Source organism: Pseudomonas sp. KH_024_B2 (genome assembly GCF_057839965.1).
Genome location: NZ_CM174502.1, coordinates 1,119,917 through 1,145,248 on the forward strand (window position 1 = coordinate 1,119,917; position 25,332 = coordinate 1,145,248).

Consider the following 25,332-nt stretch of genomic DNA (forward strand, 5'->3'; position numbering starts at 1 on the left):
CGGCCAAACGCAACGGACTAATAACAGATGCCAAATAGCTTAAACCGTTCGGTTGTAGAGACAAATGAATGGTGGCACAGCAGTGGCGTGGCAAATGAAACAAAAAATGTCGGTTAAGTTTTCCGACAGTACTTTCTGTTTTACAGAGCATTTCTGTGTTTTTTGACTAATTACTCTAAAAACGCCTGTTCACCCGGCAGAACCTTTCTATTCTTGTACTCATAACCGGTTTTGGCCCTTCAGGCCGGTGGGTTTCAGCAGGGGGGTGCGTTGCGCCACTACTGAAAAAAACGTTAGGGCGATGAGGTGCCTGGAGTTTTTCTTTGACGTGCAGAGGACATCGTCCATGTCGAAAGTACAGGGTATTGCCGGTTTTTTTGGTCTTGTTTGTGGTTTGAACATCTCGCGAAAGTCGCGTCGACTCAGTTCGGAGGAGGTGAAGCTGGTCGAGCGATATCGCGAGCTGTCGGAGAGCGATCGCATCGCCATGCGTTATCTGGTGGATGCGATGCGTAGTATTTCGCGGTTTTAGGGAGGGAGCGGCCTCAATGGCTGAGGGGGGCTGGATCATGCCCCCTTGTACTCCGCAGGGAGTGAGCACCTGTTCAATGGTTTTTTCCCAATAGTTGAGGTGAAGCGTCTGACGATAAGCGGCGGTTGCACTCTCGTCAGTGCGGTATTACTTTTGTTTTTCTGGTAATACCTAAGGAGGGACTTATGTCGACCACTATGACCAGCAAGGGCCAGGTAACTATTCCCAAGCCAATTCGTGATGCTTTGCATCTCATTCCTGGCTCGGCGATTGAGTTTAGCGTCAATGCCCAAGGAGAAGTGGTCCTGCACCGTGGCGAGCCTAAACCGGGCAAGCCGGTTCAGCAGGATAGATTTGAAGCCGTACGCGGCAAAGCGGATATCAAATGGCGAACCGACGAATTGATGTCGTTGTTACGTGGTGACGACTGATGCTGTTGGTCGACACAAACGTACTGATCGATGTACTTGAAGATGACCCGACCTGGGCTGATTGGTCTATTCAACAGCTTCGCGCGCAGTCTCAGGTTCATGATTTGGTCATTAATCCGATTATCTATGCCGAGCTGTCGCAGGCGTTCTCTACGTTTGAAGCGCTGGATGCAGTCGTAGCGAAGCTGGGACTGTCGATACAGGAGATTCCCCGGCCTGCGTTGTTTTTGGCGGGTAAAGCCTTCGTTCGCTATCGGAAGGTGGGTGGCAGTAAAGGCAATGTTTTGGCCGACTTTTTTATTGGCGCTCATGCAGTGGTAGGGGGGCTGACATTGCTGACTCGAGATGCCAAACGTTACCGCAGCTACTTTCCGACCGTTGAGTTGATCGTTCCTGACGCTATCGCGAGCAAGCCCGCTCCCACATGAACTGCGGTGGACCTGTGGGAGCGGGCTTGCCCGCGAAGCTTTTAGTGCTTGAACATCACATGCCTTACGGTGGTGTAATCCTCCAGCCCGTACGCGGACATGTCCTTGCCATAACCGGACAGTTTCTGACCGCCGTGAGGCATTTCGCTGACCAGCATGAAGTGCGTGTTGACCCAGGTGCAGCCGTACTGCAAACGCGCCGCGAGGCGGTGGGCGCGGCCGAGATCGTTGGTCCAGACCGACGACGCCAGGCCGTAGTCCGAATCGTTGGCCCAGGTCAGGGCCTGTGCTTCGTCGGTGAACTTGGTCACTGACACCACCGGCCCGAACACTTCGCGACGGACGATCTCATCGTCCTGTTGCGCGTCGGCCAATACCGTCGGTTCGAAGAAGAAACCATTGCCTTCCACGGCCTTGCCACCAGTGATCAAGCGAATGTGCGGTTGTGCCAACGCACGTTCGACAAACCCGGCCACGCGGTCGCGATGCTGCGCAGTGATCAATGGGCCGAGCTCGGTGGCCGGATCATCCTGCAAGCCGTACTTGATGGTGCTGACCGCCGCGCCGAGCTTCTCGACGAATGTGTCGTAGATGCCTTGCTGCGCGTAGATGCGGCAGGCGGCGGTGCAGTCTTGCCCTGCATTGTAGAAGCCGAAGGTACGAATACCTTCCACGGCGGCATCGATGTCGGCGTCGTCGAAGATGATTACCGGGGCTTTGCCACCCAGCTCCATGTGCATGCGTTTGACGCTGTCGGCGGTGCTGGAAATGATGTTCGTGCCGGTGGCAATCGAGCCGGTCAACGAGACCATGCGCACTTTCGGATGGGTCACCAGCGGACTGCCGACACTCGGACCACGGCCGAACACCAGATTGAGTACGCCGGCCGGGAAGATTTCCGACGCCAGTTCAGCCAGGCGCAACGCGGTCAGCGGGGTTTGTTCCGACGGCTTGAGCACCACGGTATTACCGGCGGCAAGGGCCGGGGCGATTTTCCAGGCGACCATCATCAGTGGGTAGTTCCACGGCGCGATGGAGGCAACCACGCCCACCGGATCGCGGCGGATCATCGACGTGTGGCCGGGCAGGTATTCGCCCCCGGCCGTGCCGCTCATGCAACGGCTGGCGCCGGCGAAGAAGCGGAACACGTCGGCAATTGCCGGGATTTCGTCGTTCAGCACCGCGCTATAGGGTTTGCCGCAGTTGTCCGATTCCAGCTTGGCTAGTTCTTCGCCGTGGGCCTGGATAACGTCGGCGAGTTTGAGCAACAGCAGCGAGCGCTCTCTGGGCGGTGTCTGCGACCAGCCTTCGAATGCGGCATCGGCGGCGCGTACTGCGGCATCGACCTGGGTTTCGCTGGCTTCGTTGATTTCCACCAGTACGCGGCCCAACGCCGGGTTGAACACAGGTTGGCTGGCGCCTTCACCTTCGACCAGTTGGCCGTTGATCAGCAGTTTGGTTTGCATATCGATGTCCTCTTGTGTGCTCTGTGGGAGCGGGCTTGCCCGCGAATCAGGCGGCGCGGTCCATGGCCCCTTCGCGGGCAAGCCCGCTCCCACAGTTGGTTTATGTTCAGGGGTTATTTACCGCCACTCCCGGCCACGCTCTCACCGCCGCGGGTCAGGTAGTAGGCGCCGAGGATCGGAAACATGGTCACGAGCATCACCAGCATCGCCACCACGTTGGTCACCGGCACATCCCGCGGGCGGCCGAGTTGGTTGAGCAGCCACAGCGGCAGCGTGCGTTCATGGCCGGCGGTAAAAGTGGTGACGATGATTTCGTCGAACGACAGGGCGAACGCCAGCATACCGCCGGCCAGCAGCGCCGAGCCGAGGTTCGGCAGGACGATGTAGCGAAAGGTCTGCCAGCCGTCGGCGCCGAGGTCCATCGAGGCTTCGATCAGGCTGTAGGACGTGCGACGCAAGCGGGCGATGACGTTGTTGTAGACGATCACCACGCAGAAGGTCGCATGGCCGACGATGATGGTGAACATGCCCGGCTCGATGCCCAGGGTCTTGAAGGTCGCGAGCAGGGCGATACCAGTGATGATCCCCGGCAAGGCGATCGGCAGGATCAGCATCAGCGAGATGCCTTGCTTGCCGAAGAATTCACGCCGGTACAACGCGGCCGATGCCAGGGTGCCGAGGACCAGGGCGATCAGCGTGGCGACAGCGGCGATCTGCAGCGACAACTTGATCGCCTCCAGTACGTCCGGCCGGGAGAAGGCCACACTTAACCACTTCAGGGTGAAGCCCTGGGGCGGAAAGCTGAAGGCCGCGTCTTCGGTGTTGAAGGCGTACAGGAAGATGATCAGGATCGGGAAGTGCAAAAATACCAACCCGCCCCAAGCGGCCAGTCGCAGGCCCAGGGAGGATTGTTCTCCCTGTTTTGAAGAATCAGAGCGCATCGAAGGCTCCCAGACGTTTGACGATGGACAGGTAAATGGCGATCAGCACGATGGGCACCAGGGTGAAGGCCGCGGCCATCGGCATGTTGCCGATGGCACCCTGTTGGGCGTAAACCATGCTGCCGACGAAGTAGCCCGGCGGCCCCACCAGTTGCGGCACGATGAAGTCACCGAGGGTCAGCGAGAAGGTGAAGATCGACCCGGCAGCAATGCCCGGGATCGACAACGGCAGAGTGACTTGCATGAAGGTCTGGCGCGGCTTGGCGCCGAGGTCGGCGGAGGCTTGCAGCAGCGATGGTGGCAGACGTTCCAGCGAGGCCTGGATCGGCAGAATCATGAATGGCAGCCAGATGTAGACGAACACCATGAAACGCCCCAGATGCGAGGTGGACAAGGTGCTGCCGCCGACGCCGGGAATCCCCAGGATGAACTGCAATACCGGCTCCAGCCCAAGATGCTGAACGAACCACTGGGCGACGCCGCCCTTGGCCAGCAGCAAGGTCCAGGCGTAAGCCTTGACGATGTAGCTGGCCCACATCGGCATCATCACTGCGATGTAGAAAAACGCTTTGGTCTTGCCCGTGGTGTAGCGCGCCATGTAGTAAGCAATGGGGAACGCGACGCAGGCGCTGGCAATCGACACCGCCACGGCCATGCCCAGCGTGCGCAGGATGATGTCGAAGTTCGACGGCTGGAACAGCGCCGAAAAGTTCGCCAGGGTCAGGTCGGGCGTGACCGTCATGGTGAAGTCGTCGAAGGTGTAGAAACCCTGCCAGAGCAGGATCAGCAATGAGCCGAGATAGATCGCGCCGAACCAGATCAGCGGCGGTACCAGCAACATTGCCAGGTACAGATTGGGCCGGCGATACAGCAGGTCGGAAAACCGTCGCAGCGGCGAGCCGCTGGTGGGCGTTTGAGTCATGGCCAGGCTCATGTCACACCTCGCTCGCAACGGTGTCGGTCAGCTGGATCATGGCTTCGCGGGCCCAGCGTGCGCTGATCCGTTGCCCGGTCTGGTGTTGGGCGCTGCTGTCCAGCCATTGAGTGTTGGCCTGGCTGATGTTCAGGGTCTGGCCGTTTTCCAGTTTGAGTTCGTAACGGGTGGCGCTGCCTTGATACTGAATGTCGTGGAGCAGACCGCTGACTTCGATCTCGTGGCTGGCCACCGGACCCTCGGCGAAGCGCACATGTTCCGGACGAATCGAGAACGGCTGGTCGCTGCCGTTCAATTGTCTGGCCAGATCGCCGCGAATTACGTTGGAGGTACCGACGAACTCGGCGACAAAGGTGGTCGCCGGTTTCATGTAGAGGTTGCGCGGGGTGTCGACTTGCTCGATGCGACCCTTGTTGAACACCGCCACGCGGTCGGACATCGACAGTGCTTCAGTCTGGTCATGGGTGACGAAGATAAAAGTGATGCCGAGCTGGCGTTGCAGCTTCTTCAACTCGCCCTGCATTTGTTCGCGCAGCTTCAAGTCGAGGGCGCCCAGGGGTTCGTCCAGCAGCAACACCCGAGGACGATTGACCAGTGCGCGGGCCAGGGCCACACGCTGGCGTTGACCGCCGGACAGTTGCGCCGGTTTGCGCTCGCCGTAACCACCGAGGGCGACCATGTCGAGGGCTTCTTCGGCGCGTTTGAGGCGTTCGCCTTTGCCGACGCCTTTGACTTTCAAGCCGTAGGCGACGTTGTCGCGAACGTTCATGTGCGGGAACAGCGCGTAATCCTGGAACACGGTGTTCACGTCACGTTGATACGGCGGCAACCCGGCGGCTTCTTCGCCATGAATACGAATGGAACCCGCGCTCGGCTGTTCAAAACCGGCGATCAGGCGCAAACAGGTGGTTTTGCCCGAGCCGGAAGGCCCCAGCAGGGAGAAAAACTCGCCGTCCTGGATGTCGATGGAAACCCGGTCAACGGCATTCACTTCGCCGAACTGCCGGGAAACGTTGGTGAACTGGACTGCAAGCGTCATGGTGCGGTGCTCCAAAAAGGCGAAGGCTGTCGCAGCGGCCCCTGCCTGGACTTCTGAAAAATCTGAAACTTTTTATAGAAGCTTCGCGGGCAAGCCCGCTCCCACAAGGACAGCGCAAACCTGTGGGAGCGGGCTTGCCCGCGAAGGTCCGAAGGACCAGAGGGCCTATCTGCCGCCCATGATCGCGATGTAGTCCTGGGTCCAGCGGCTGTACGGCACGAACTTGCCGCCTTCGGCCTGCGGGGTTTTCCAGAAGGCGATCTTGTCGAACTGGTCGAAACCGTTGGTTTTGCACCCTTGAGCACCGAGCAATTCGCTCTCTTTGCAGGCCGCCGGAACCGCCGGCAGCGAGCCGAACCAGGCGGCTACGTCACCCTGGACCTTGGGCGTTAGCGACCAGTCCATCCACTTGTAGGCACAGTTCGGATGCTTGGCCTCGGCGTGCATCATGGTGGTGTCGGCCCATCCGGTGGCGCCTTCCTTGGGGATGGTCGAAGCGATCGGCTGTTTCTCGGTCATCAGACCGTTGACCTGATACGGCCAGGAGCTGGAGGCCACCACGCCTTCGTTTTTGAAGTCACTCATCTGCACAGTGGTGTCATGCCAGTAGCGGTGGATCAACGGTTGCTGGGCACGCAACAGATCGAGCACGGCTTTGTATTGGGTTTCAGTCAGTTCATAGGGGTTCTTGATGCCCAGTTCCGGTTTGCTCGACTTGAGGTACAGCGCCGCGTCGGCGATGTAGATCGGGCCGTCATAGGCCTGCACGCGACCCTTGTTGGTCTTGCCGTCCGGCAGGACCTGCGCATCGAACACCACGCTCCAGCTGACAGGCGCTTGCTTGAATATCTTGGTGTTGTACATCAACACGTTCGGACCCCACTGATAAGGCGCGCCATAGGTCTGCTTGTCGACCACGTACCAAGGCGCGTCCTTGAGGCGTGGATCGATGTTCTTCCAGTTCGGGATCAGCGCGGTGTTGATCGGTTGTACCCGCTTGCCGGCGATCAAGCGCAGGGAGGCATCGCCGGAGGCGGTAACCAGGTCGTAGCCACCCTTGGCCATCAGGCTGACCATCTCATCGGAGGTACCGGCGGTTTTGACGTTGACCTTGCAGCCGGTCTCTTTCTCGAAACCGGTCACCCAGTCATAGTTCTTGTCGCTCTCACCACGTTCGATGTAGCCCGGCCAGGCGACGATATCCAATTGGCCTTCGCCGGCACCGACGGTTTTCAGCGGTTCGGCGGCCTGGATGCTGGCGCTGGCTAGCAGTGCTGTGGTGATTGCACTGAGCAGTGCGGTCTTGTGCACGAACATGGGGTTTCCCTCTTCTTTAAATTATGGTCGGGGCAGTTTTGAACGTGGTGAAACCATGCTTGTTGAGGCTAATTATTAGAGTAGTGCAACATCTGGAAGCACTCTCAAAAGCTGGAGGCGGGCACTTCGATCTACGCTGGTGGCCTAAATGATCCGGTTAAGCCCAATTCGTGGAGGCAGCAAGTGAATACACGTGGATTGCTCGATCAGTTACTCAAGTCCGGTCAGGACATGTTGCAGAACAAGGCGGGTGGCACTCAGAACAAACCGGCAGGTTCGGATAAAGGCGCGCTGGGCAACTTGCTTGGCGGCGGTTCTGGCGGGCTCGGCAGTCTGCTTTCAGGGGCCGGCGGCGGTGCGCTGGCGGCGGGCGCCATGGGCCTGTTGCTGGGGAACAAAAAAGCCCGTAACTTTGGCGGCAAGGCCCTGACCTACGGCGGCCTGGCCGCGCTGGGCGTGTTGGCCTACAAGGCTTATGGCAACTGGCAGGCGCAACAGGCCGGTGCACCACAGGCTGAACCGCAAACCCTCGACCGTTTACCGACAGCGCAAGTTGAATTGCACAGCCAGGCGATCCTCAAGGCGCTGGTCGCCGCCGCCAAGGCCGATGGACATGTCGATGAGCGCGAGCGTGCGTTGATCGAGGGCGAGTTCACCAAGCTGGACAACGATCAGGAACTGCAACACTGGCTGCACGCCGAACTCAACAAACCTCTGGACCCGGCCGACGTCGCCCGCTCCGCCAGCACCCCGGAAATGGCCGCCGAGATGTACATCGCCAGCGTGATGCTGGTGGACGAAGAGAGCTTCATGGAGAAGTCCTATCTGGATGAGTTGGCTCGTCAGCTCAAGCTCGAGCCAGGGTTGAAGGCTGAGCTGGAGAAGCAGGCTCGCCAGGCTTCGATCTAAACAGGTGCCCCCCCTGTGGCGAGGGAGCTTGCTCCCGCTCGGATGCGCAGCAGCCGCAAGACCTGTGAATGCGGTGTGCCTGACGAAATGTGATTGCAGGTTTCAGGACCGCTTCGCGCTCCAGCGGGAGCAAGCTCCCTCGCCACAAGTTGTTCTATTCAGGACTCCCTAATCTCCCTCAATGACCAATCCACGGTCTGTTACTACTGAATCATCACTGGCGGCGTTCGCCGCATCTGCCCCAAAGTAGCCATCCAGAGCGGATGCCGACTTTCTCCTCTCATCATGTGATGTGGTGCGCAAGCTGTTGATAAACGATGGCGCACCCTCGGCTATACTCCCTCCGATTTCCATGGCCTCGAGGACTGACTGTGAACAACTGGACGTTGCGCCAACGCATTTTGACGAGCTTTGCGGTCGTTATCGCCATCATGATGCTGATGGTGGTCGTCTCGTACTCCCGGTTACTGTCGATTGAATCCAGTGAGAAGTCCGTGCGCTCGGACAGCCTTCCCGGGATTTACTACAGCTCCCTGATTCGCGATGTCTGGGTTGATGATTACGTGCTGACCCAGCAACTGATCGGACAGGCCAGCGGTCGAGACATGACCCAGGTTGACAAGGAGTTCCAGCGTTTTGAGGAAGGATTGCAACATGCAATGGCCAGCTACCGAACGACCATCTTCGAGAAAGACGATCAGGAAATTTTCGACGAGTTTGAACGGCTGCATGACAATTACGACAAGCTGCTTGAAGAGGTTCGCAATGCCTACCAGCATAAGGACATCGAACAGGCCCGTCGCATCTTCGCCGAACAACTGACCCCGGCCTGGATGGACGGCCGCAAACAACTGGACAGGTTGATTCAGCGCAACAGGAATGTGGCAGAGTCGGCTACTGACTCGATCGTTTCAGCGGTAGTAGAGGCAAAGCTGATCATGGGCATTTCGCTCCTGATCGCGGTCATTATTGCCGGGGTGTGTGGTCTGTTGTTGATGCGGGCGATCACGGCGCCGATGCGGGGTATCGTGCAGATCCTGGAATTGATGCGTAACGGCGATCTGAGCAGTCGCCTGAATCTGGCGCGCAAGGATGAGTTCGGCGCGGTCGAAACCGGCTTCAACGACATGATGAGCGAGCTCACCTCGCTGGTGTCCCAAGCCCAGCGTTCCTCGGTACAGGTCACCACCTCGGTCACGGAAATTGCCGCCACCTCCAAGCAACAACAGGCTACCGCGACTGAAACCGCCGCCACCACCACGGAAATCGGCGCCACTTCACGGGAAATCGCGGCGACCTCCCGGGATCTGGTGCGCACCATGACGGAAGTCTCCACTGCCGCCGATCAGGCTTCGGTGCTGGCCGGCTCCGGCCAGCAGGGGCTGGCCCGCATGGAAGACACCATGCAATCGGTGATGGGCGCAGCCGATCTGGTCAACGCCAAGCTGGCGATCCTCAATGAGAAGGCCGGCAACATCAACCAGGTGGTGGTGACCATCGTCAAGGTCGCCGACCAGACCAACCTGTTGTCCCTCAATGCTGCGATCGAAGCCGAGAAGGCCGGTGAATATGGTCGCGGTTTCTCTGTGGTCGCGACCGAAGTACGGCGCCTGGCGGACCAGACCGCCGTAGCCACCTACGATATCGAGCAGATGGTCCGTGAGATCCAGTCGGCGGTGTCGGCGGGGGTCATGGGCATGGACAAATTCTCCGAAGAAGTGCGCCGCGGCATGTCCGAGGTGCAGCAGGTCGGCGAGCAGTTGTCGCAGATCATTCATCAGGTGCAGGCTCTGGCGCCGCGCGTGCTGATGGTCAACGAAGGCATGCAGGCCCAGGCGACCGGCGCCGAGCAGATCAATCACGCGCTGGTGCAGTTGGGCGATGCCAGCAGCCAGACGGTGGATTCCCTGCGTCAGGCCAGCTTCGCCATCGATGAACTGAGTCAGGTGGCGGTGGGGCTGCGTGGCGGCGTCTCGCGATTCAAAGTCTGATGAGCGAGCTCGCGGCGAAACGCGGTGCGGGGATGGCGCCGAAACAATCGTTGTTTTTGCTGTTTCGCATTGGCAACGAACGCTATGCCCTGCAGGCCATCGAGGTGGCCGAAGTGCTGCCGCGCCTGCCACTCAAGCCGATCGCGAAGGCGCCGTCCTGGGTTGCCGGGGTGTTTGCCTACCGTGGCGCGGTGGTGCCGGTGATCGACCTCAGTGCGCTGACATTCGGCCAGCCGGCCGAGGTACGCACCAGTACCCGACTGGTGCTGGTGCACTATCGGCCGCAAGCGTCCGTCCCTGAGCAGTTGCTCGGGCTGATTCTTGAGCAGGCGACCGATACCCTGCGCTGCAATCCGGCGGACTTTCAAGCCTATGGTCTGGATAATCGCCAGGCGCCTTATCTGGGGCCGGTGCGCGAAGATCAGCAGGGCTTGCTGCAATGGATTCGGGTCGCTGATTTACTCGATGCCGAGGTCCGCGCGCTGTTATTTCCGTCGCCACCGCTGGATCTCGCTCTGATCGAGGAGCGTCCATGAGCAACGACCAGCGTTTTTTCGACTTCCTCAAAGAACGTATCGGCCTGGACGTGGCGTCCGTGGGGCCGGCGATCATCGAAAGGGCGGTGCGCCAGCGCATGACGGCGCAGCAGGCGCTTAGCGCTGACGAGTACTGGCACACATTGCAGGGATCACTGGATGAGCAGCAGGCGCTGATCGAAGCCGTGATCGTGCCGGAAACCTGGTTTTTCCGTTATCCGGAATCCTTCGCCACCCTGGCCAGACTGGCGGTAACACGTTTGGCCGAGATCAAGGGCATGCGTGCCTTGCGGATTCTCAGCCTGCCGTGTTCTACCGGCGAAGAGCCTTATTCGATTGCCATGGCCTTGTTCGATGCCGGGTTTGCGCCCCATCAGTTCAAGGTCGAAGGGCTGGATGTCAGCCCTTTGTCGGTCGAACGCGCCAAGCGTGCGGTGTATGGCAAGAACTCCTTTCGTGGGCAATTGAGCGATTTTCGCGAGCGCCATTTCAGTACCGAAGGCGAGCTCTATCGTCTCAGCGCGCGAGTGTGCGAACAAGTGCGCTTGCAGGTCGGCAACCTGCTCGATCCCGGGTTGCTGGCCAATGAACCGCCTTATGACTTTGTGTTCTGCCGCAATCTGCTGATTTATTTCGACCAACCGACCCAGCAACAGGTGCTTGAAGTGCTCAAGCGCCTGACCCATGTCGACGGCGTGCTGTTTATCGGCCCGGCCGAGGGCAGTCTGCTGGGGCGTTTGGGCATGCGTTCGATCGGCATTCCCCAGTCTTTTGCATTCAGTCGTCACAGCGACCCTGAACCCGCGTCGCAGCCGACTTTTATCCCGACGCCATTACCCGTGCGTCAGCCGATCCGCAGCGTGGCGCAACCGCCGATGCGCAGCCGACCCTTTACCAGCCTTGCGCCAGCAACAGGTTCCAGTAAACCTGCTGCTGCGCTGAGTGATGCAGGCGCCTTGCTCGCCAGCATCGCCGCGCTGGCCGATGAGGGCAAAAGCGCCGAGGCACGTGCCGCCTGCGAGCAGTACCTGCGCAGCCATGAACCGGTGGCTCAAGTGTTTTATTGGCTGGGATTGCTCAGCGATGTCGCCGGCAGCGCGCTGGAGGCCCAGGGTTTCTATCGCAAGGCACTCTATCTGGAGCCGCAGCACCCTGAAGCCCTGGTGCATCTGGCCGCATTGCTGGCTTCCAAAGGGGACGCGGCGGGCGCCCGTCGATTGCAGGAGCGCGCTGCCCGTAGCGAACGCACCGCTGACAGTGAGCGTAAACGATGAGCGGATCTGTTTCGTTGAGCGTGACCCATGAGGATGCGCAGGCCATCGATGATTGCTGGAACCGGATCGGTGTCCACGGTGACAAATCCTGCCCGCTATTGCCCGAGCATATTCATTGCCGCAACTGCGCGGTGTACTCCACTGCCGCGACCCGCTTGCTCGACCGTTATGCGTTGCAACAGGAAGACCATCGGCAGTCGCTGGCAGTCGAGACCGATGTCGTCACCCGCTCACTGTTGATGTTCCGCCTTGGCGAAGAGTGGTTGGGCCTGGTGACTCGCTGCCTGGTGGAGGTTGCGACGTTGCAACCGATACATTCCTTGCCGCACCAGCGTTCGCGGGCATTATTGGGTGTGGCGAATGTGCGTGGCGCGCTGGTCGCCTGCCTGTCGCTGGTGGAACTGCTGGGGCTGGACGCGACCACTGGCGTTGCCTCGGGTACGCGGGTCATGCCGCGCATGTTGATCATCGCTGCCCACGGCGGCCCGGTGGTGGTGCCGGTGGACGAAGTCGACGGGATTCACGCTATCGATGAGCGCACCTTGAACGCCGCCTCAGGTGCAGGCCCGCAAGCCAGCGCCAGATACACCCGTGGCGTGTTGCAATTCAAGGGCCGCAGCTTGCGCTGGCTGGATGAAGAACAGTTGCTGTCCGCCGTGACCCGGAGCCTCACATGACCCCCGAGCAAATGCGCGATGCATCGCTGCTGGAACTGTTCAGCCTGGAGGCCGAAGCGCAGACTCAGGTGCTCAGCACCGGCCTGCTGGCACTGGAACGCAATCCGACCCAGGCCGATCAACTGGAAGCCTGCATGCGCGCGGCTCACTCACTCAAGGGCGCCGCACGCATTGTCGGAGTGGATGCCGGGGTCAGCGTGGCGCATGTCATGGAGGATTGCCTGGTCAGCGCCCAGGAAGGTCGCCTGTACCTGCAACCCGAACATATCGATGCCTTGCTGCAAGGCACGGATTTTCTGACGCGCATCGCCACACCGGGCAGCGACGTCAGTTCCGGCGATATCGAGGCCTATGTCGCCTTGATGGGCTTGTTGCTGGATCCCGCTGCGTTGACCGCCAACGTTGCGGCGCCCGCTGCGCCAGCCGTTGAGCCAGCCGTTAAGCCAGCCACGCCACCGATGGCTGAACTGCTGCTCGATGCGCTGGCTGTCAGGCGTGAGTCCGAGGCGCCGCGGCTGGAGCCCGAACCGCTGCCCGCTGCTCCCATCGCGATGCCGCGTCAAGCCACGCGCGTTACCGAAGGCGGCGAACGGGTGCTGCGGGTTACCGCCGAACGGCTGAACAGCTTGCTCGATCTGTCGAGCAAGTCCCTGGTGGAAACCCAGCGTCTCAAGCCCTGGCTGGCGACTATGCAACGCCTCAAGCGTATGCAGAACAACAGTCTGCGGGCTCTGGAAAGCCTCAACGTTCACCTCAAAGAACACGAGCTGAGCCTGCAAGCCCGGGAAGTGCTGACCGATGCCCGGCGCATGCTCGCCGAGTCCCAGCAACTGCTGGCCGAGAAAACCGCCGAGCTGGATGAGTTTGGCTGGCACGCCAGCCAGCGTGCCCAGGTGCTGTATGACACGGCGCTGGCCTGCCGGATGCGGCCGTTTGCGGATGTGCTGGCCGGGCAGGAGCGGATGGTTCGTGATCTGGGCCGCAGCTTGGGTAAACAAGTGCGGTTGGAGATCGAGGGCGAGAAAACCCAGGTCGACCGCGATGTGCTGGAAAAACTCGAAGCACCACTGACCCATTTACTGCGTAACGCCGTGGATCACGGCATCGAAATGCCTGAGCAGCGCGTATTGGCCGGTAAGCCCGGCGAAGGCCTGATTCGTCTGCGCGCCTCCCATCAGGCCGGATTGTTGGTGCTGGAATTGAGCGATGACGGAGGCGGGGTCGACCTCGAACACGTGCGCCGCAGCATCGTCGAGCGTCAGTTGTCGCCGGCCGAGACGGCTGCGCAGTTAAGCGAAGAGGAGCTGCTGACCTTCCTGTTTCTGCCGGGCTTCAGTCTGCGGGACAAGGTCACTGAAGTCTCCGGGCGCGGCGTTGGCCTGGACGCGGTTCAGCATATGGCCCGGCAGTTGCGCGGGGCGGTGGTTCTGGAGCAGACAGCGGGAGAGGGCAGTCGCTTCCACCTTGAAGTCCCGCTGACTCTGTCGGTGGTGCGCAGTCTGGTGGTCGAAGTCGGCGAGGAGGCTTATGCCTTTCCGCTGGCGCATATCGAGCGTATGTGCGACCTGGAACCGGATGACATCGTGCAGGTGGAGGGGCGTCAGCATTTCTGGCACGAAGGCCGGCATGTCGGTCTGGTCGCGGCCAGCCAGTTGTTGCAGCGCCCGGCGGCGCAGACCAACGAGCAAACCCTCAAAGTTGTGGTCATTCGCGAGCGCGATGCCGTGTACGGGGTGGCTGTCGAGCGCTTTATCGGCGAGCGCACGCTGGTGGTGTTGCCGCTGGATGAGCGCTTGGGCAAGGTTCAGGACATTTCCGCCGGGGCGCTGCTGGACGACGGCTCGGTGGTGCTGATCGTCGACGTCGAAGACCTGCTGCGTTCGGTGGACAAACTGCTCAACACCGGCCGCCTGGAGCGCATCGCCCGGCACAGCGAGGCCGCGCAAGTCGCGCGCAAACGCATTCTGGTGGTCGACGACTCGCTGACCGTGCGCGAATTGCAACGCAAGCTGCTACTCAATCGCGGCTATGACGTCGCCGTGGCGGTAGACGGGATGGACGGCTGGAACGCCTTGCGTGCCGAAGATTTCGATCTGCTGATCACCGACATCGATATGCCCCGAATGGATGGCATTGAATTGGTCACCCTGTTGCGTCGCGACAACCGCTTGCAGTCGCTGCCGGTCATGGTGGTTTCCTACAAGGATCGCGAAGAAGACCGCCGTCGTGGACTGGACGCCGGAGCCGACTATTATCTAGCCAAAGCCAGTTTTCATGACGACGCTTTGCTTGATGCAGTCGTGGAACTCATCGGAGGAGCCCGGGCATGAAGATCGCTATCGTCAATGACATGCCCATGGCGGTAGAGGCCTTGCGTAGAGCCCTGGCTTTCGAGCCGGCCCACGAAGTGGCCTGGGTCGCGAGCAATGGCCTTGATGCGGTGAAGTACTGCGCCGAACTGACGCCGGACCTGATCCTGATGGATTTGATCATGCCGGTGATGGATGGCGTGGAAGCGACCCGGCGGATCATGGCCGAGAGCCCGTGTGCCATCGTGATTGTCACCGTCGATCGCGAGCAGAACGTCCGTAAGGTGTTCGAAGCCATGGGCCATGGCGCGCTGGATGTGGTCGATACCCCGGCCGTCGGTGCCGGCAATGCGCAAGAAGCCGCAGCGCCATTGCTGCGCAAGATCCTCAATATTGGCTGGTTGATCGGCCAGAGCGCTAGCCGGGTGCGTTCGGCTGCGCCGCATTTACGCACGACGGGGCAGCGCGAGAGCCTGGTGGCCATCGGTTCTTCCGCTGGCGGGCCGGCGGCGCTGGAAGCCTTGCTCAAAGGCCTGCCAGCCGATTTCACGGCGGCCATTGTGCTGGTTCAGCACGTTGACCAGGTGTTCGCCTCCGGCATGGCCGAATGGCTGAGCAGTGCTTCTGGGCTGACGGTGCGGCTGGCGCAACAGGGTGAGCGACCGCAAAGCGGTACGGTGCTGCTGGCCGGCACCAACCATCATATCCGGCTGTTGAAGAACGGCACGCTGGCCTACACAGCCGAGCCGGTCAATGAGATCTATCGACCCTCGATCGACGTGTTTTTCGAGAGCGTGGCCCGCCACTGGAACGGCGACGCTGTCGGTGTATTGCTGACCGGCATGGGCCGTGACGGCGCTCAGGGGCTTAAATTGATGCGCGAGCAAGGCTTCCTGACCATCGCCCAGGACCAGCACAGCAGTGCGGTGTACGGGATGCCGAAAGCGGCCGCCGCCATTGACGCCGCCGTGGAAATTCGCCCACTGGACAAGATTGCACCACGACTACTGGAAGTATTTGCCAAATGACCGACAACAGCCGCTGTCCTGGCCAGGTAGCAATTCAGGTGACCGTACATGAATGATTTACAGCTCGACGATTTCAAAACCGATGAAAATGCCGCGATGGTGCTGTTGGTCGACGACCAGGCAATGATCGGTGAGGCTGTGCGGCGCGGGTTGGCCAATGAAGAGAATATCGACTTCCACTTCTGCGCCGACCCGCATCAGGCCATCGCCCAGGCGATCCGCATCAAGCCGACGGTGATCCTTCAGGACCTGGTCATGCCCGGTCTGGACGGGTTGACGCTGGTGCGCGAGTACCGCAACCATCCGGCAACCAAGGATATTCCGATCATCGTGCTGTCGACCAAGGAAGACCCCCTGATCAAAAGCGCGGCGTTTGCCGCAGGTGCCAACGATTACCTGGTCAAGCTGCCGGATAACATCGAACTGGTTGCGCGCATCCGCTATCACTCGCGTTCCTACATGACCCTGCTGCAACGCGATGCGGCGTATCGCGCGTTGCGGGTCAGTCAGCAGCAGTTGCTTGATACCAATCTGGTGCTGCAGCGCTTGATGAACTCCGACGGCCTGACCGGGCTGTCCAATCGCCGGCACTTCGATGAATACCTCGAGCTGGAATGGCGACGAGCCATGCGCGACCAGGCGCAACTGTCGCTGTTGATGATCGATGTCGACTACTTCAAGTCCTACAACGACAGCTTCGGCCATCTGGAGGGCGATGAAGCCCTGCGCAAAGTCGCCACGGCCATTCGCGAAGCCAGCAACCGACCCTCGGACCTGCCGGCCCGTTATGGCGGTGAAGAGTTCGTGCTGGTACTGCCCAACACCTCACCGGGCGGCGCGCGGCTGCTGGCCGAAAAACTGCGCCAGACCGTGGACGCAATGAAAATTCCGCATGTTTTCCCGGCCGAAGGCGCGAATCTGACCATCAGCATCGGCCTGTCGGCCATGACCCCGCAGTCAGGCAGTAATTGCCGACAACTGATCTCGGCCGCCGACAAAGGTTTGTACCTGGCGAAAAACAATGGGCGCAATCAGGTGGGGATTGAGTAGGGGGATGCGCATCGATGGTTGAATAGAGATAGCTGACAAGCTTATTTTTGATGGAATAAAAATAAACCTGTCAGCTATTCGTACGGTTTACGAAATCTGCGTCTGCAATCGCCGCCCAATTACTTCCATCAAATCGCAGCCGTCTCGTAGCGGGATGGCAAGGACGCGAGCGAAGTGGTGCTCTGGCGAGCAGCTTCATAATAGGAGTACTTACTCAAAATCACCCTTAGGCATCTGACAATCCGGACATAGCCAATCGTCGTGGATGTCTTCCCAAGACGTACCTGGTGGTATTCCATTTTCAGGATCACCTGCCGCAGGGCAGTATTCATAGCCACAGACAGTGCAGCTCATTACCTTTTCTTTGGTTAGCATAATTTAACTCCGATTATTTTTTTAAAGTGCTACTGCAGCAATTAGTCCAGCCGCCCCTAGAAAAAAACCTATTACTGCACCTCTTTCAGGTAGCTCCTTCAGCATTGCATATATCACAATAGGTTCTAGAATAAGCAGAAGCGTTAAAGAAACGACCGTCACCACCCAAATATTTCCGGTACCTTGATATCCAAGCCAATATGCAAAAACCAGACTGGTACCGGCAATGCTAATGAGTATCATGGGTTTAAGGAACATCAACGGGGTTTCCATTGGTCGTCCAGGAAGTTTTGATGCATACACTTCGCTGTAGATCGTTAGTATTTCGCCGAAGATCATAAGTATCAGGGCCGCTATCATGTAATAGTGGTTTTTCATTTTCGACCTTTAGCTAATGCTGATAAAATCTCCTCTATTACAACGTCCCCGAGTTCATTGCCATCAAGCAGAAAATGAGGACCATCGTGATCGAATAGGAAGGTATTTTGGTATGCGTTTCCTTCGAATTTAACTATGCTGCGAAGTACGTTTTCAGCCTTGCTCAATTCCGATGCATGAGTGTTCTTAAGTATTTTTATCGCATTTCCGAAATGAATTGCTTCATCCGCTATTAGATTTTTAATCCATCTGTTGAAAGCGGGATGCCCAAACTCGCTATAAAACGTATCTTTTTTGTACGTCTTGACAGATACGTACTCATCATAAGCGAACATGAGTAGTAGATTGAATTCGCTGGCAAGTATTTCTTCCAGGTCTTCGAAGTTTCCAGTCCTCACCTTTAATTGGTTAATCAGTTCCTCTTCACTTGAGCCGAATAAGAGGCGATTAAGCTCAAAGAAACCATCGGCATGATTTCTCTCATCTGCAAACCAAAAATCTAAATATTGAACGAAGTATGGCGAAAACTTCCCTCTTTGCGGGTGTAGGTGATGGTAAAGATTCACGGAGTCATATTCTGAGACCAAGTCCGCCATGAAAAAATCTTGATACTTAAGATCAACTCCTGGGTTTGCCCATTCGCTGCCAGAGATCTCATTGAAAAGAGCCCGGGAACTCCAATGCCTTTTGGCTAAAAACGGCCGCTTCATTTGATTTTATTCCTTATAGGCCAAATTCTCATTCGTTAAATTTTTTTACAATAGCAGGAATGATCATGCTTTTAATTTCTTGCTTGGATATAGGGAAGTCGGGCGTGTTATGATCCAAGACGAATGTTCCGCTATAGCTTTCTTTTTCAAAGTCTATATCGAAGATCTCTTCAAGTATTGAAGGGACCTCGTTTGTCCGATTGGGGAATAACTCCTTGGCTTTCTGCATAAATGAGAAAAAATGTGTGATTTCATCTTTCTTTGTCTTTCTGATCCAGGTTGATAATTGTTGGGAGTCGAACTGATCGTACTTGGCTATGCTGCGATGATAAACATGTGTAGTAATTATTTCGTCATAGGCCAGCATGATGAGTAGCTTGAATGCATCGTTAGCGATTGGACTAATTATGCTGAAGTCAGGTTTTCTGATTTCAGCTTCCAGTACAACTTGATCAAGTGGTATGCCTGTGTAAGATGAGTAGATCAGAGTAAAGCCATAAGCGTGGTCAATTTCGTCCCTGAGCCATGGATTTAATACCTCTACCAGTGCCGGGAAGTAGTCTGTGTATTTGGTTTCTAGATGCCAGTACAGACGCCGAGCATCGTACTCTGTAATTATTGAGTCAAACAATATCTCCTTCCATTCGGTGCGCTCGATATCATTGAGCTCAACAAGAGGGAATTTGAAGTTTGCCAGAACTACTGCGGCATCTGGGGTCGAGCGAGTTCCGAATCTACTGTTGGTGCTTGTTGTGTTGTTCATGATATTTTGGCACTCCATTGTCTTTTAGTTTAACTCTGAGGAAGTACTCGAAAATTCTGAAAGGATAAGGTGTCGCCAGGTGAACCTGGCCGCCAATCAGTTTCCTGCGTAACTATTGGCTGCCAATACCGCTCCGCGAAATCGAAAATGTACTGCCAGTCGAGACTTTCGGATTCTAGCACTCCAGACTCGGGGTGCTGCTCAGCCCACTTCATTCCAGCAACTATACTTGAGACAACTTGCAAGCTTGTGGCGCTATTGTGCTTCGCCATTTTTCTCGCCTTACCTATTGAAAGATTAGATCCGAGCCAAAATGATTTGTATTTTTTGCTGATCAAAAAAATACCAAGCTCATCGATACCTGAGGCTATATCGTCTTTCAATACTTCCTTGGAGGCGATTCGGTTTTCACTTCCGTCATTAAGCAGTTGCATTGATTCTACCGCTTGATCGCAAGGGTGATAAGCGTAATAAACAGTCGGCCGATATTGGGGGTTGACAGGATCGCCTAAAGTTAAGTATTCCGCAATTGAGAGCGATTCATTATGCGTCAACAAATACGCGGAAAACTCTAAATAGTTAGGGGACCAACTTTTCACTATGACCTCTCGCCCCTGCTCGATCAGTTCCAGTGAATAGCCGTTAACTTTAGCTCCATGAGGCGTTGCCTCTTCGTGGGATCCCCATCCTATTTCCGCTGGCTGCAAACACTCGGTGATAAGCCCATCCACAGACCAAGTACACATAAAATTATAGGCTTCGCGAGTTCTTGAAGTGACTTGAGTGTCTCGCTCTGATATCTGTATAACTTGCAATCCAAGCTTCTCGGCTAACTCAGCCCACTCGACTTGTACCGTTGGTCGATCGTGTATTTCGTTAATGATTGCCATTTCAAGCAATGCTTTCTTGAGCAGTATGGAGATGAAGCCGGGATTTGCTCCATGTGCAACGAGTGCCGTTGTTGTCCCCGCCTGAGCTTGCGCGTATTCTTTCAATTCCTCCCGTAGACAATGATTGCTAGTAAGTCCATGACCTTTCTGGGTGTCATACTCCCAAGGCTCTATGCAGGTATCTAGATAAAGTGCCTTGAATCGTTGAGCAAGATCTATCAAAGCTATACTTGAAACGGATACCGCCAAATTCAATAGAAAGCTACTGCCACTTAGTAGTGGGGACAAAACTTCGCAAAAATTATCATCAGTTATTAGTTTTTTCTTTAAGATGGCCGAAAACTCTTTCGCAATGTCCTGTCGAACCTCATCCGTTTCTTTGTCGAAGATAATAATCTTTGCGTTGTAGTTTTCGACTAATAACGGAAGTAGTGCTTGGCCAATGCTGCCAAAGCCTACAATTATTATGTTGTTGATGAGTTTCATTATAGTCCTTTAGTTTTGTTCGTGATAATGGCATCTCTACCCAAGCCGCACAGGTGAGGCAGGTTATAGGTTAGGGATAACGCTGCATTTAATGCAGCTGAGGAAGGTTGTCGCGATGCAATATATTCAGATATACCCAACATCGACGACTTGTAGTGGGGTGTGGCAATGCAAAAATTATTACCCTGTGCGATGTTGGACATGTCAGCCACCGGGAGAACGATCAAAGGACAGTGTCATAGAGGCTCAATAATAAGATCGAGCTTTCGCTAGTTTTTTTCGCAATTGCGGTTTTAGACAGCGCAACAGTTGGCCTAAGCTTTAGCTTAAGGTGATAGTGCGATTGTTAAGTAGTCAGGCGCTATTCAGTTGCTCTGACTTACTTTGTATCGTTTATTTATAGATAAAAACAAAGCATTGAGCAATTGCTAACTTTGTAGTCTTTGTCCGTTTCTATTGAGGTTGTTTCCTACAGAATTTTCGACGTTTTCATCGCGCCGTGGATAAGCTATCTGAGGAGATCGTAGGTGTGTCCGGTCGAGATTCCTGAGTGGCCCCTCGCTGAAAGCTCCCAGCCCACATCAGGCGCTCTTGGCCATGACCCGTCTGAACCCAGTGATTTCGATGCTTTGCCGCTCGACGGGCTGCCGTGACAGCCTGATTACGTTATACTCGTCGGCTTTCAAAAGTTCGCCAACGAGTGCTGCCCGCCATGGAAATCAACCCGATCCTTAACAGTATCAAGGACCTGTCCGAGCGCTCCGAAACTATTCGGGGGTATCTTTGACTACGATCAAAAGCATGAGCGTCTGACCGAAGTCAATCGCGAGCTTGAAGATCCGAGTGTCTGGAACAACCCTGAATACGCCCAGAATCTAGGCCGCGAGCGTTCCTTGCTGGCCCAGATCGTCGATACCCTCGATGAAATGTCCAGCGGTCTGGCCGATGCCAAAGACCTGCTGCTGATGTCTGCCGAGGAAGAAGACCAGGCTGCTGTCGACGACGTCGCCGCTGAAGTCGAGCGTCTGCGCGAGTCCCTCGAGAAGCTTGAATTCCGCCGGATGTTCAGCGGCGAGATGGACCCCAACAACGCTTATCTGGACATCCAGTCCGGTTCCGGCGGCACCGAAGCCCAGGACTGGGCCAACATCCTGCTGCGCATGTACCTGCGCTGGGCGGATAAACGCGGTTTCGACGCAACCATCATGGAACTGTCTGCCGGCGAAGTCGCCGGGATCAAGGGCGCGACCGTGCACATCAAGGGCGAATACGCCTTTGGCTGGCTGCGGACCGAGATCGGCGTGCACCGTCTGGTGCGCAAGAGCCCGTACGACTCCGGCAACCGTCGTCACACCTCGTTCTCGGCGGTTTTCGTCTCGCCGGAAATCGATGACAACATCGAAATCGACATCAACCCCTCGGACCTGCGGATCGATACCTATCGTTCCTCCGGTGCCGGTGGTCAGCACGTAAACACCACCGACTCGGCGGTACGGATCACTCACGTACCGACCAACACCGTGGTCTGCTGCCAGAACGAACGCTCCCAGCACGCAAACAAAGACACCGCGATGAAAATGTTGCGGGCGCGCTTGTACGAGCAGGAAGTGCAGAAACGCAACGCCGCCTCCCAGGCGCTGGAAGACACCAAGTCGGATATCGGCTGGGGTCATCAGATCCGCTCGTATGTACTCGACCAGTCGCGGATCAAGGATCTGCGTACCAGCATCGAGCGCAGCGACTGCACCAACGTGCTTGACGGCGATATCGACGAATACCTGGTGGCAAGCCTGAAACAAGGGCTTTAAGGCCCGCGCTACAGGGTCACCGCGACCCTGTAGTAGCGAGCGGTGCGGCGACCCGACTTGCCCGCGATCCCCAGCCGAAGGCTGGGGGCAACGAACCTGTGATGGAAAATTCAAAGACATGAGCGACCTACAACTCGATCCGCAAGCCCTGCAACAGGAAGAAAACACCCTGATCGCCCTGCGCAAGGAAAAGCTTGCTGCCGAGCGCGCCAAGGGTCAGGCCTTCCCCAACGACTTCCGCCGCGACAGCTACTGCGAAGACTTGCAGAAGCAGTACGTGGACAAGACCAAGGAAGATCTGGCCGAGGCGGCGATCCCGGTCAAGGTTGCCGGTCGTCTCATGCTCAACCGCGGTTCCTTCATGGTGATCCAGGACATGTCCGGGCGCATCCAGGTTTACGTCAACCGTAAAACCCTGTCTGAAGAAACCCTGGCCGCAGTGAAAACCTGGGACCTGGGCGACATCATCGCCGCCGAAGGTACCCTGGCCCGTTCCGGCAAAGGCGACCTGTACGTTGAAATGACCAACGTGCGCCTGTTGACCAAGTCCCTGCGCCCGCTGCCAGACAAGCACCACGGTCTGACCGATACCGAAACCCGCTATCGCCAGCGCTACGTCGACCTGATCGTCAACGAAGAAGTCCGTCAGACGTTCCGCATCCGTTCGCAAGTGATCGCGCACATCCGCAGCTTCCTGATGAAGCGCGACTTCCTCGAAGTCGAAACGCCGATGCTGCAAACCATCCCTGGCGGCGCCGCGGCCAAGCCGTTCGAGACTCATCACAACGCCCTGGACCTGGACATGTTCCTGCGCATCGCGCCGGAGCTGTACCTCAAGCGTCTGGTGGTCGGTGGTTTCGAGCGTGTGTTCGAGATCAACCGCAACTTCCGTAACGAAGGCGTTTCGACCCGGCACAACCCCGAGTTCACCATGCTCGAGTTCTACCAGGCCTACGCTGACTACGAAGACAACATGGACCTGACCGAAGAACTGTTCCGCGAGCTCGCGCAACTGGTTCTGGGTTCCACCGACGTGCCGTATCAGGGCAAGGTGTTCCACTTTGGCCAGCCGTTCCAGCGCATCTCGGTGTTCGCTTCGATCCTCAAGTACAACCCCGAGATCACCGAAGCCGATCTGCAAGACATCGACAAGGCTCGGGCTATCGCCAAGAAGTCCGGTGCCGACGTCAAAGGCTTCGAAGGTCTGGGCAAGCTGCAAACCATGATTTTCGAAGAGCTGGTCGAGCACAAACTGGAACAGCCGACCTTCATCACCGAATACCCGTTCGAAGTGTCGCCGCTGGCCCGTCGCAACAACACCAATCCGAACGTCACCGACCGCTTCGAGCTGTTCATCGGTGGCCGTGAAATCGCCAACGCCTACTCCGAGTTGAACGACGCGGAAGACCAGGCCGAACGCTTCCAGGCGCAGGTGCGCGATAAGGATTCCGGTGACGACGAAGCCATGCATTACGATGCCGACTTCGTCCGTGCCCTGGAGTACGGCATGCCGCCGACGGCCGGTGAAGGTATCGGTATCGACCGTCTGGTGATGCTGCTCACCGACGCTCCGTCGATCCGCGACGTGATCCTGTTCCCGCACATGCGGCCGCAAGCGTAAGTGTTCTGAATAAAAAGCCGCCTACATCAGGCGGCTTTTTATTGCCTGTCTGGTACAAACGTATCAATTTGTTGCTTTCATTTGAGAGGAAATACCTGTCGTGAATCATGCAATTGCTCTAGAAGGTGCAGCTGGGATCGCCACTGCGGTCGCTGAAAGCGTTCAGTACCAGGGTCGCAAGGCCAGCCGACAGGGCAGCGAGCAGCGCCGACAGGTCATTCTCGATGCCGCGATGCGCATTGTCGTACGTGACGGTGTGCGGGCGGTGCGTCACCGTGCAGTGGCGGCCGAGGCTGGCGTGCCGCTGTCGGCGACCACTTACTATTTCAAGGATATCGATGACTTGCTCACCGATACCTTCGCGCAATACGTGGAGCGCAGCGCGGCCTTCATGGCCAAACTCTGGGCCAGCAACGAAGGCCTGCTGCGCGAGATGGTCGCTTATGGCGACGGCAGCCCGCAGTCCCGTTCGCAACTGGCTGACGACATTGCCCGGTTGACCGGCGACTATGTCCAGCGTCAATTGCACAACCGTCGTGAGCACCTGATGGCCGAACAGGCGTTCCGCCAGGAAGCGTTGCTTAACCCGCGTCTGGCGCTGTTGGTGCGCTCGCACCAGCAAATTCTCCTACAAGGTACTTGCCAGTTTTTCCAGGTATTGGGTTCCCGTGAGCCACAACAAGATGCCAAAGTGTTGACGGCTATTATCGGACGGATGGAATATCAAGGTCTGCTCAATGACCCGGAGCCTGAGTCCGAGGAAGAAATGCTCGGAATTCTCAAGCGTTACATGCATTTGGTGTTGGCGTCGGTGTAACCCTGTGGGAGCGGTCGGCGTTGTGTTCATAGGGAGTATTGAATGAAGTCCTGGCGTGTCGTAATCGCCTTGTCGTTTCTGCTGCTCAGTGGCTGTCTGGTGAGTTTCAAGGAGCCGCTGCCAGCCGATCAGGCGGCGCCTGCCGCGCTGCTCGGCAAATGGACCAGCAAGAACGCCTGGGGCGAGGCACTCAGTCTTCAGCTGACCCGCGTTGCCGCCAATCGCTACAGGGCCGTCAGCTACCCCCAAGGCAAGCCGAAACAGCGCGACGGCTATGATTTCACCGTTTCGCGCCATGGCAGTCGCTGGTACCTGTCTGCGGCTGTGCCGGATAAATTTGGTGGTCATTTCACTATCGCCGGTTTCGAGTTGACCGATAACCATGAACTGGTGGTCTACAACCTGGACCTTGAGCAGATCCATCAGGCGCTGGGGCAAGAGGCCCTGAGTGGTGAACCCTTTGACACCCAGGACGGCGAGGGCGTGCTGATCAGCAACCCGCTGGAACAGGTGTTCGCCTGGCTGGATGATCCCGCCAACTCTGACGTGTTCGTCGAAGCGGCGCGCTTTCAGCGTTCGGGCAAGTAAACGCGGCACAAAACGTTATCAATAGGAGCTTCGG

General features: G+C 57.3%; 25 protein-coding genes. 15 read left to right on the forward strand and 10 right to left on the reverse strand.

Annotated elements, in window-relative coordinates; genetic code table 11:
* The first annotated feature begins 346 nt into the window (after nt 1-346).
* From AC3I0A_RS05250 to AC3I0A_RS05260, 3 genes are all read left to right on the forward strand, one after another.
* Nucleotides 347-532 (forward strand): hypothetical protein, encoded by a 186-nt coding sequence (locus AC3I0A_RS05250; protein WP_489376554.1) that lies wholly within the window; start codon nt 347-349, stop codon nt 530-532.
* Nucleotides 533-717: 185 nt separating this feature from the next.
* On the forward strand, nt 718-963 hold the full coding sequence (locus tag AC3I0A_RS05255; protein ID WP_489376555.1) for an AbrB/MazE/SpoVT family DNA-binding domain-containing protein: 246 nt from the start codon (nt 718-720) through the stop codon (nt 961-963).
* On the forward strand, nt 963-1,391 hold the full coding sequence (locus AC3I0A_RS05260) for a type II toxin-antitoxin system VapC family toxin (RefSeq protein WP_489376556.1): 429 nt from the start codon (nt 963-965) through the stop codon (nt 1,389-1,391). Before AC3I0A_RS05255 ends, AC3I0A_RS05260 begins: the two co-directional genes overlap by 1 nt.
* A 41-nt stretch (nt 1,392-1,432) precedes the next feature.
* Here the strand turns inward: AC3I0A_RS05260 and AC3I0A_RS05265 are convergent, their stop codons facing one another.
* The 5 genes from AC3I0A_RS05265 to ydcS form a co-directional block, all read right to left on the reverse strand.
* On the reverse strand, nt 1,433-2,857 hold the full coding sequence (locus AC3I0A_RS05265) for a gamma-aminobutyraldehyde dehydrogenase (protein ID WP_489376557.1): 1,425 nt from the start codon (nt 2,855-2,857) through the stop codon (nt 1,433-1,435).
* Between the two features lie 113 nt (nt 2,858-2,970).
* Nucleotides 2,971-3,798, reverse strand: coding sequence for an ABC transporter permease (locus AC3I0A_RS05270; protein WP_489376558.1), 828 nt, complete (start codon nt 3,796-3,798; stop codon nt 2,971-2,973).
* Nucleotides 3,788-4,732, reverse strand: a complete 945-nt coding sequence (locus AC3I0A_RS05275) for an ABC transporter permease (RefSeq protein ID WP_489376559.1) — start codon at nt 4,730-4,732, stop codon at nt 3,788-3,790. Before AC3I0A_RS05275 ends, AC3I0A_RS05270 begins: the two co-directional genes overlap by 11 nt.
* Nucleotide 4,733: 1 nt before the next feature.
* Nucleotides 4,734-5,771: an ABC transporter ATP-binding protein gene (locus tag AC3I0A_RS05280; protein ID WP_489376560.1), complete on the reverse strand. Its 1,038-nt coding sequence runs from the start codon at nt 5,769-5,771 to the stop codon at nt 4,734-4,736.
* A 165-nt stretch (nt 5,772-5,936) separates the two neighbouring features.
* On the reverse strand, nt 5,937-7,088 hold the full coding sequence (ydcS, locus tag AC3I0A_RS05285; RefSeq protein WP_489376561.1) for a putative ABC transporter substrate-binding protein YdcS: 1,152 nt from the start codon (nt 7,086-7,088) through the stop codon (nt 5,937-5,939).
* A gap of 183 nt (nt 7,089-7,271) precedes the next feature.
* On the opposite strand from ydcS, the gene AC3I0A_RS05290 reads away from it, so the two are divergent.
* The 8 genes from AC3I0A_RS05290 (at nt 7,272) to AC3I0A_RS05325 (ending at nt 16,862) form a co-directional block, all read left to right on the forward strand.
* Nucleotides 7,272-7,997 carry a tellurite resistance TerB family protein gene (locus AC3I0A_RS05290; protein WP_489376562.1) on the forward strand — a complete coding sequence of 242 codons (726 nt, stop codon included), beginning with the start codon at nt 7,272-7,274 and terminating at the stop codon, nt 7,995-7,997.
* A gap of 434 nt (nt 7,998-8,431) precedes the next feature.
* Entirely contained in the window at nt 8,432-9,988 is a 1,557-nt protein-coding gene (locus AC3I0A_RS05295; RefSeq protein WP_489378420.1) for a methyl-accepting chemotaxis protein, read from the forward strand.
* Nucleotides 9,988-10,524: a chemotaxis protein CheW gene (locus tag AC3I0A_RS05300; RefSeq protein ID WP_489376563.1), complete on the forward strand. Its 537-nt coding sequence runs from the start codon at nt 9,988-9,990 to the stop codon at nt 10,522-10,524. The genes AC3I0A_RS05295 and AC3I0A_RS05300 overlap by 1 nt, the downstream gene beginning before the upstream one ends.
* Nucleotides 10,521-11,798, forward strand: a complete 1,278-nt coding sequence (locus AC3I0A_RS05305; protein ID WP_489376564.1) for a CheR family methyltransferase — start codon at nt 10,521-10,523, stop codon at nt 11,796-11,798. Before AC3I0A_RS05300 ends, AC3I0A_RS05305 begins: the two co-directional genes overlap by 4 nt.
* On the forward strand, nt 11,795-12,475 hold the full coding sequence (locus tag AC3I0A_RS05310) for a chemotaxis protein CheW (protein ID WP_489376565.1): 681 nt from the start codon (nt 11,795-11,797) through the stop codon (nt 12,473-12,475). The genes AC3I0A_RS05305 and AC3I0A_RS05310 overlap by 4 nt, the downstream gene beginning before the upstream one ends.
* Entirely contained in the window at nt 12,472-14,805 is a 2,334-nt protein-coding gene (locus AC3I0A_RS05315; RefSeq protein WP_489376566.1) for a hybrid sensor histidine kinase/response regulator, read from the forward strand. Before AC3I0A_RS05310 ends, AC3I0A_RS05315 begins: the two co-directional genes overlap by 4 nt.
* Entirely contained in the window at nt 14,802-15,812 is a 1,011-nt protein-coding gene (locus AC3I0A_RS05320; RefSeq protein ID WP_489376567.1) for a chemotaxis response regulator protein-glutamate methylesterase, read from the forward strand. Before AC3I0A_RS05315 ends, AC3I0A_RS05320 begins: the two co-directional genes overlap by 4 nt.
* 48 nt (nt 15,813-15,860) lie before the next feature.
* Complete coding sequence (locus AC3I0A_RS05325) at nt 15,861-16,862, forward strand: diguanylate cyclase domain-containing protein (RefSeq protein WP_489376568.1); 1,002 nt, start codon at nt 15,861-15,863, stop codon at nt 16,860-16,862.
* 210 nt (nt 16,863-17,072) lie between these two features.
* On the opposite strand, the gene AC3I0A_RS05330 is transcribed toward AC3I0A_RS05325, so the two are convergent.
* Genes AC3I0A_RS05330 through AC3I0A_RS05350 form a run of 5 tightly spaced genes read right to left on the reverse strand, consistent with a single transcriptional unit; the run spans nt 17,073 to nt 20,464 of the window.
* A complete protein-coding gene (locus tag AC3I0A_RS05330) occupies nt 17,073-17,237 on the reverse strand; it encodes a rubredoxin (protein WP_489376569.1) in 165 nt (54 codons plus the stop codon).
* Between the two features lie 21 nt (nt 17,238-17,258).
* Complete coding sequence (locus AC3I0A_RS05335) at nt 17,259-17,597, reverse strand: hypothetical protein (protein ID WP_489378421.1); 339 nt, start codon at nt 17,595-17,597, stop codon at nt 17,259-17,261.
* A gap of 14 nt (nt 17,598-17,611) precedes the next feature.
* The gene (locus AC3I0A_RS05340) at nt 17,612-18,325 is read right to left on the reverse strand and encodes a hypothetical protein (RefSeq protein WP_489376570.1); all 714 of its coding nucleotides are present in this window, start codon (nt 18,323-18,325) and stop codon (nt 17,612-17,614) included.
* A gap of 28 nt (nt 18,326-18,353) precedes the next feature.
* Complete coding sequence (locus tag AC3I0A_RS05345; protein WP_489376571.1) at nt 18,354-19,088, reverse strand: ferritin-like domain-containing protein; 735 nt, start codon at nt 19,086-19,088, stop codon at nt 18,354-18,356.
* Nucleotides 19,089-19,117: 29 nt separating this feature from the next.
* On the reverse strand, nt 19,118-20,464 hold the full coding sequence (locus AC3I0A_RS05350) for a saccharopine dehydrogenase C-terminal domain-containing protein (RefSeq protein ID WP_489376572.1): 1,347 nt from the start codon (nt 20,462-20,464) through the stop codon (nt 19,118-19,120).
* 712 nt (nt 20,465-21,176) lie between these two features.
* On the opposite strand from AC3I0A_RS05350, the gene prfB reads away from it, so the two are divergent.
* The 4 genes from prfB (at nt 21,177) to AC3I0A_RS05370 (ending at nt 25,298) form a co-directional block, all read left to right on the forward strand.
* A protein-coding gene (gene prfB / locus AC3I0A_RS05355; protein WP_419116221.1) for a peptide chain release factor 2 occupies nt 21,177-22,272 on the forward strand; the annotation gives its coding sequence in 2 pieces (ribosomal slippage) (nt 21,177-21,248 and nt 21,250-22,272; 1,095 coding nt in all).
* 118 nt (nt 22,273-22,390) lie between these two features.
* Nucleotides 22,391-23,893, forward strand: coding sequence for a lysine--tRNA ligase (gene lysS, locus AC3I0A_RS05360; protein ID WP_489376573.1), 1,503 nt, complete (start codon nt 22,391-22,393; stop codon nt 23,891-23,893).
* 112 nt (nt 23,894-24,005) lie between these two features.
* Entirely contained in the window at nt 24,006-24,710 is a 705-nt protein-coding gene (locus AC3I0A_RS05365) for a TetR/AcrR family transcriptional regulator (RefSeq protein WP_489378422.1), read from the forward strand.
* Nucleotides 24,711-24,752: 42 nt separating this feature from the next.
* Complete coding sequence (locus tag AC3I0A_RS05370) at nt 24,753-25,298, forward strand: hypothetical protein (protein ID WP_489376574.1); 546 nt, start codon at nt 24,753-24,755, stop codon at nt 25,296-25,298.
* The last annotated feature ends 34 nt before the right edge of the window (nt 25,299-25,332 follow it).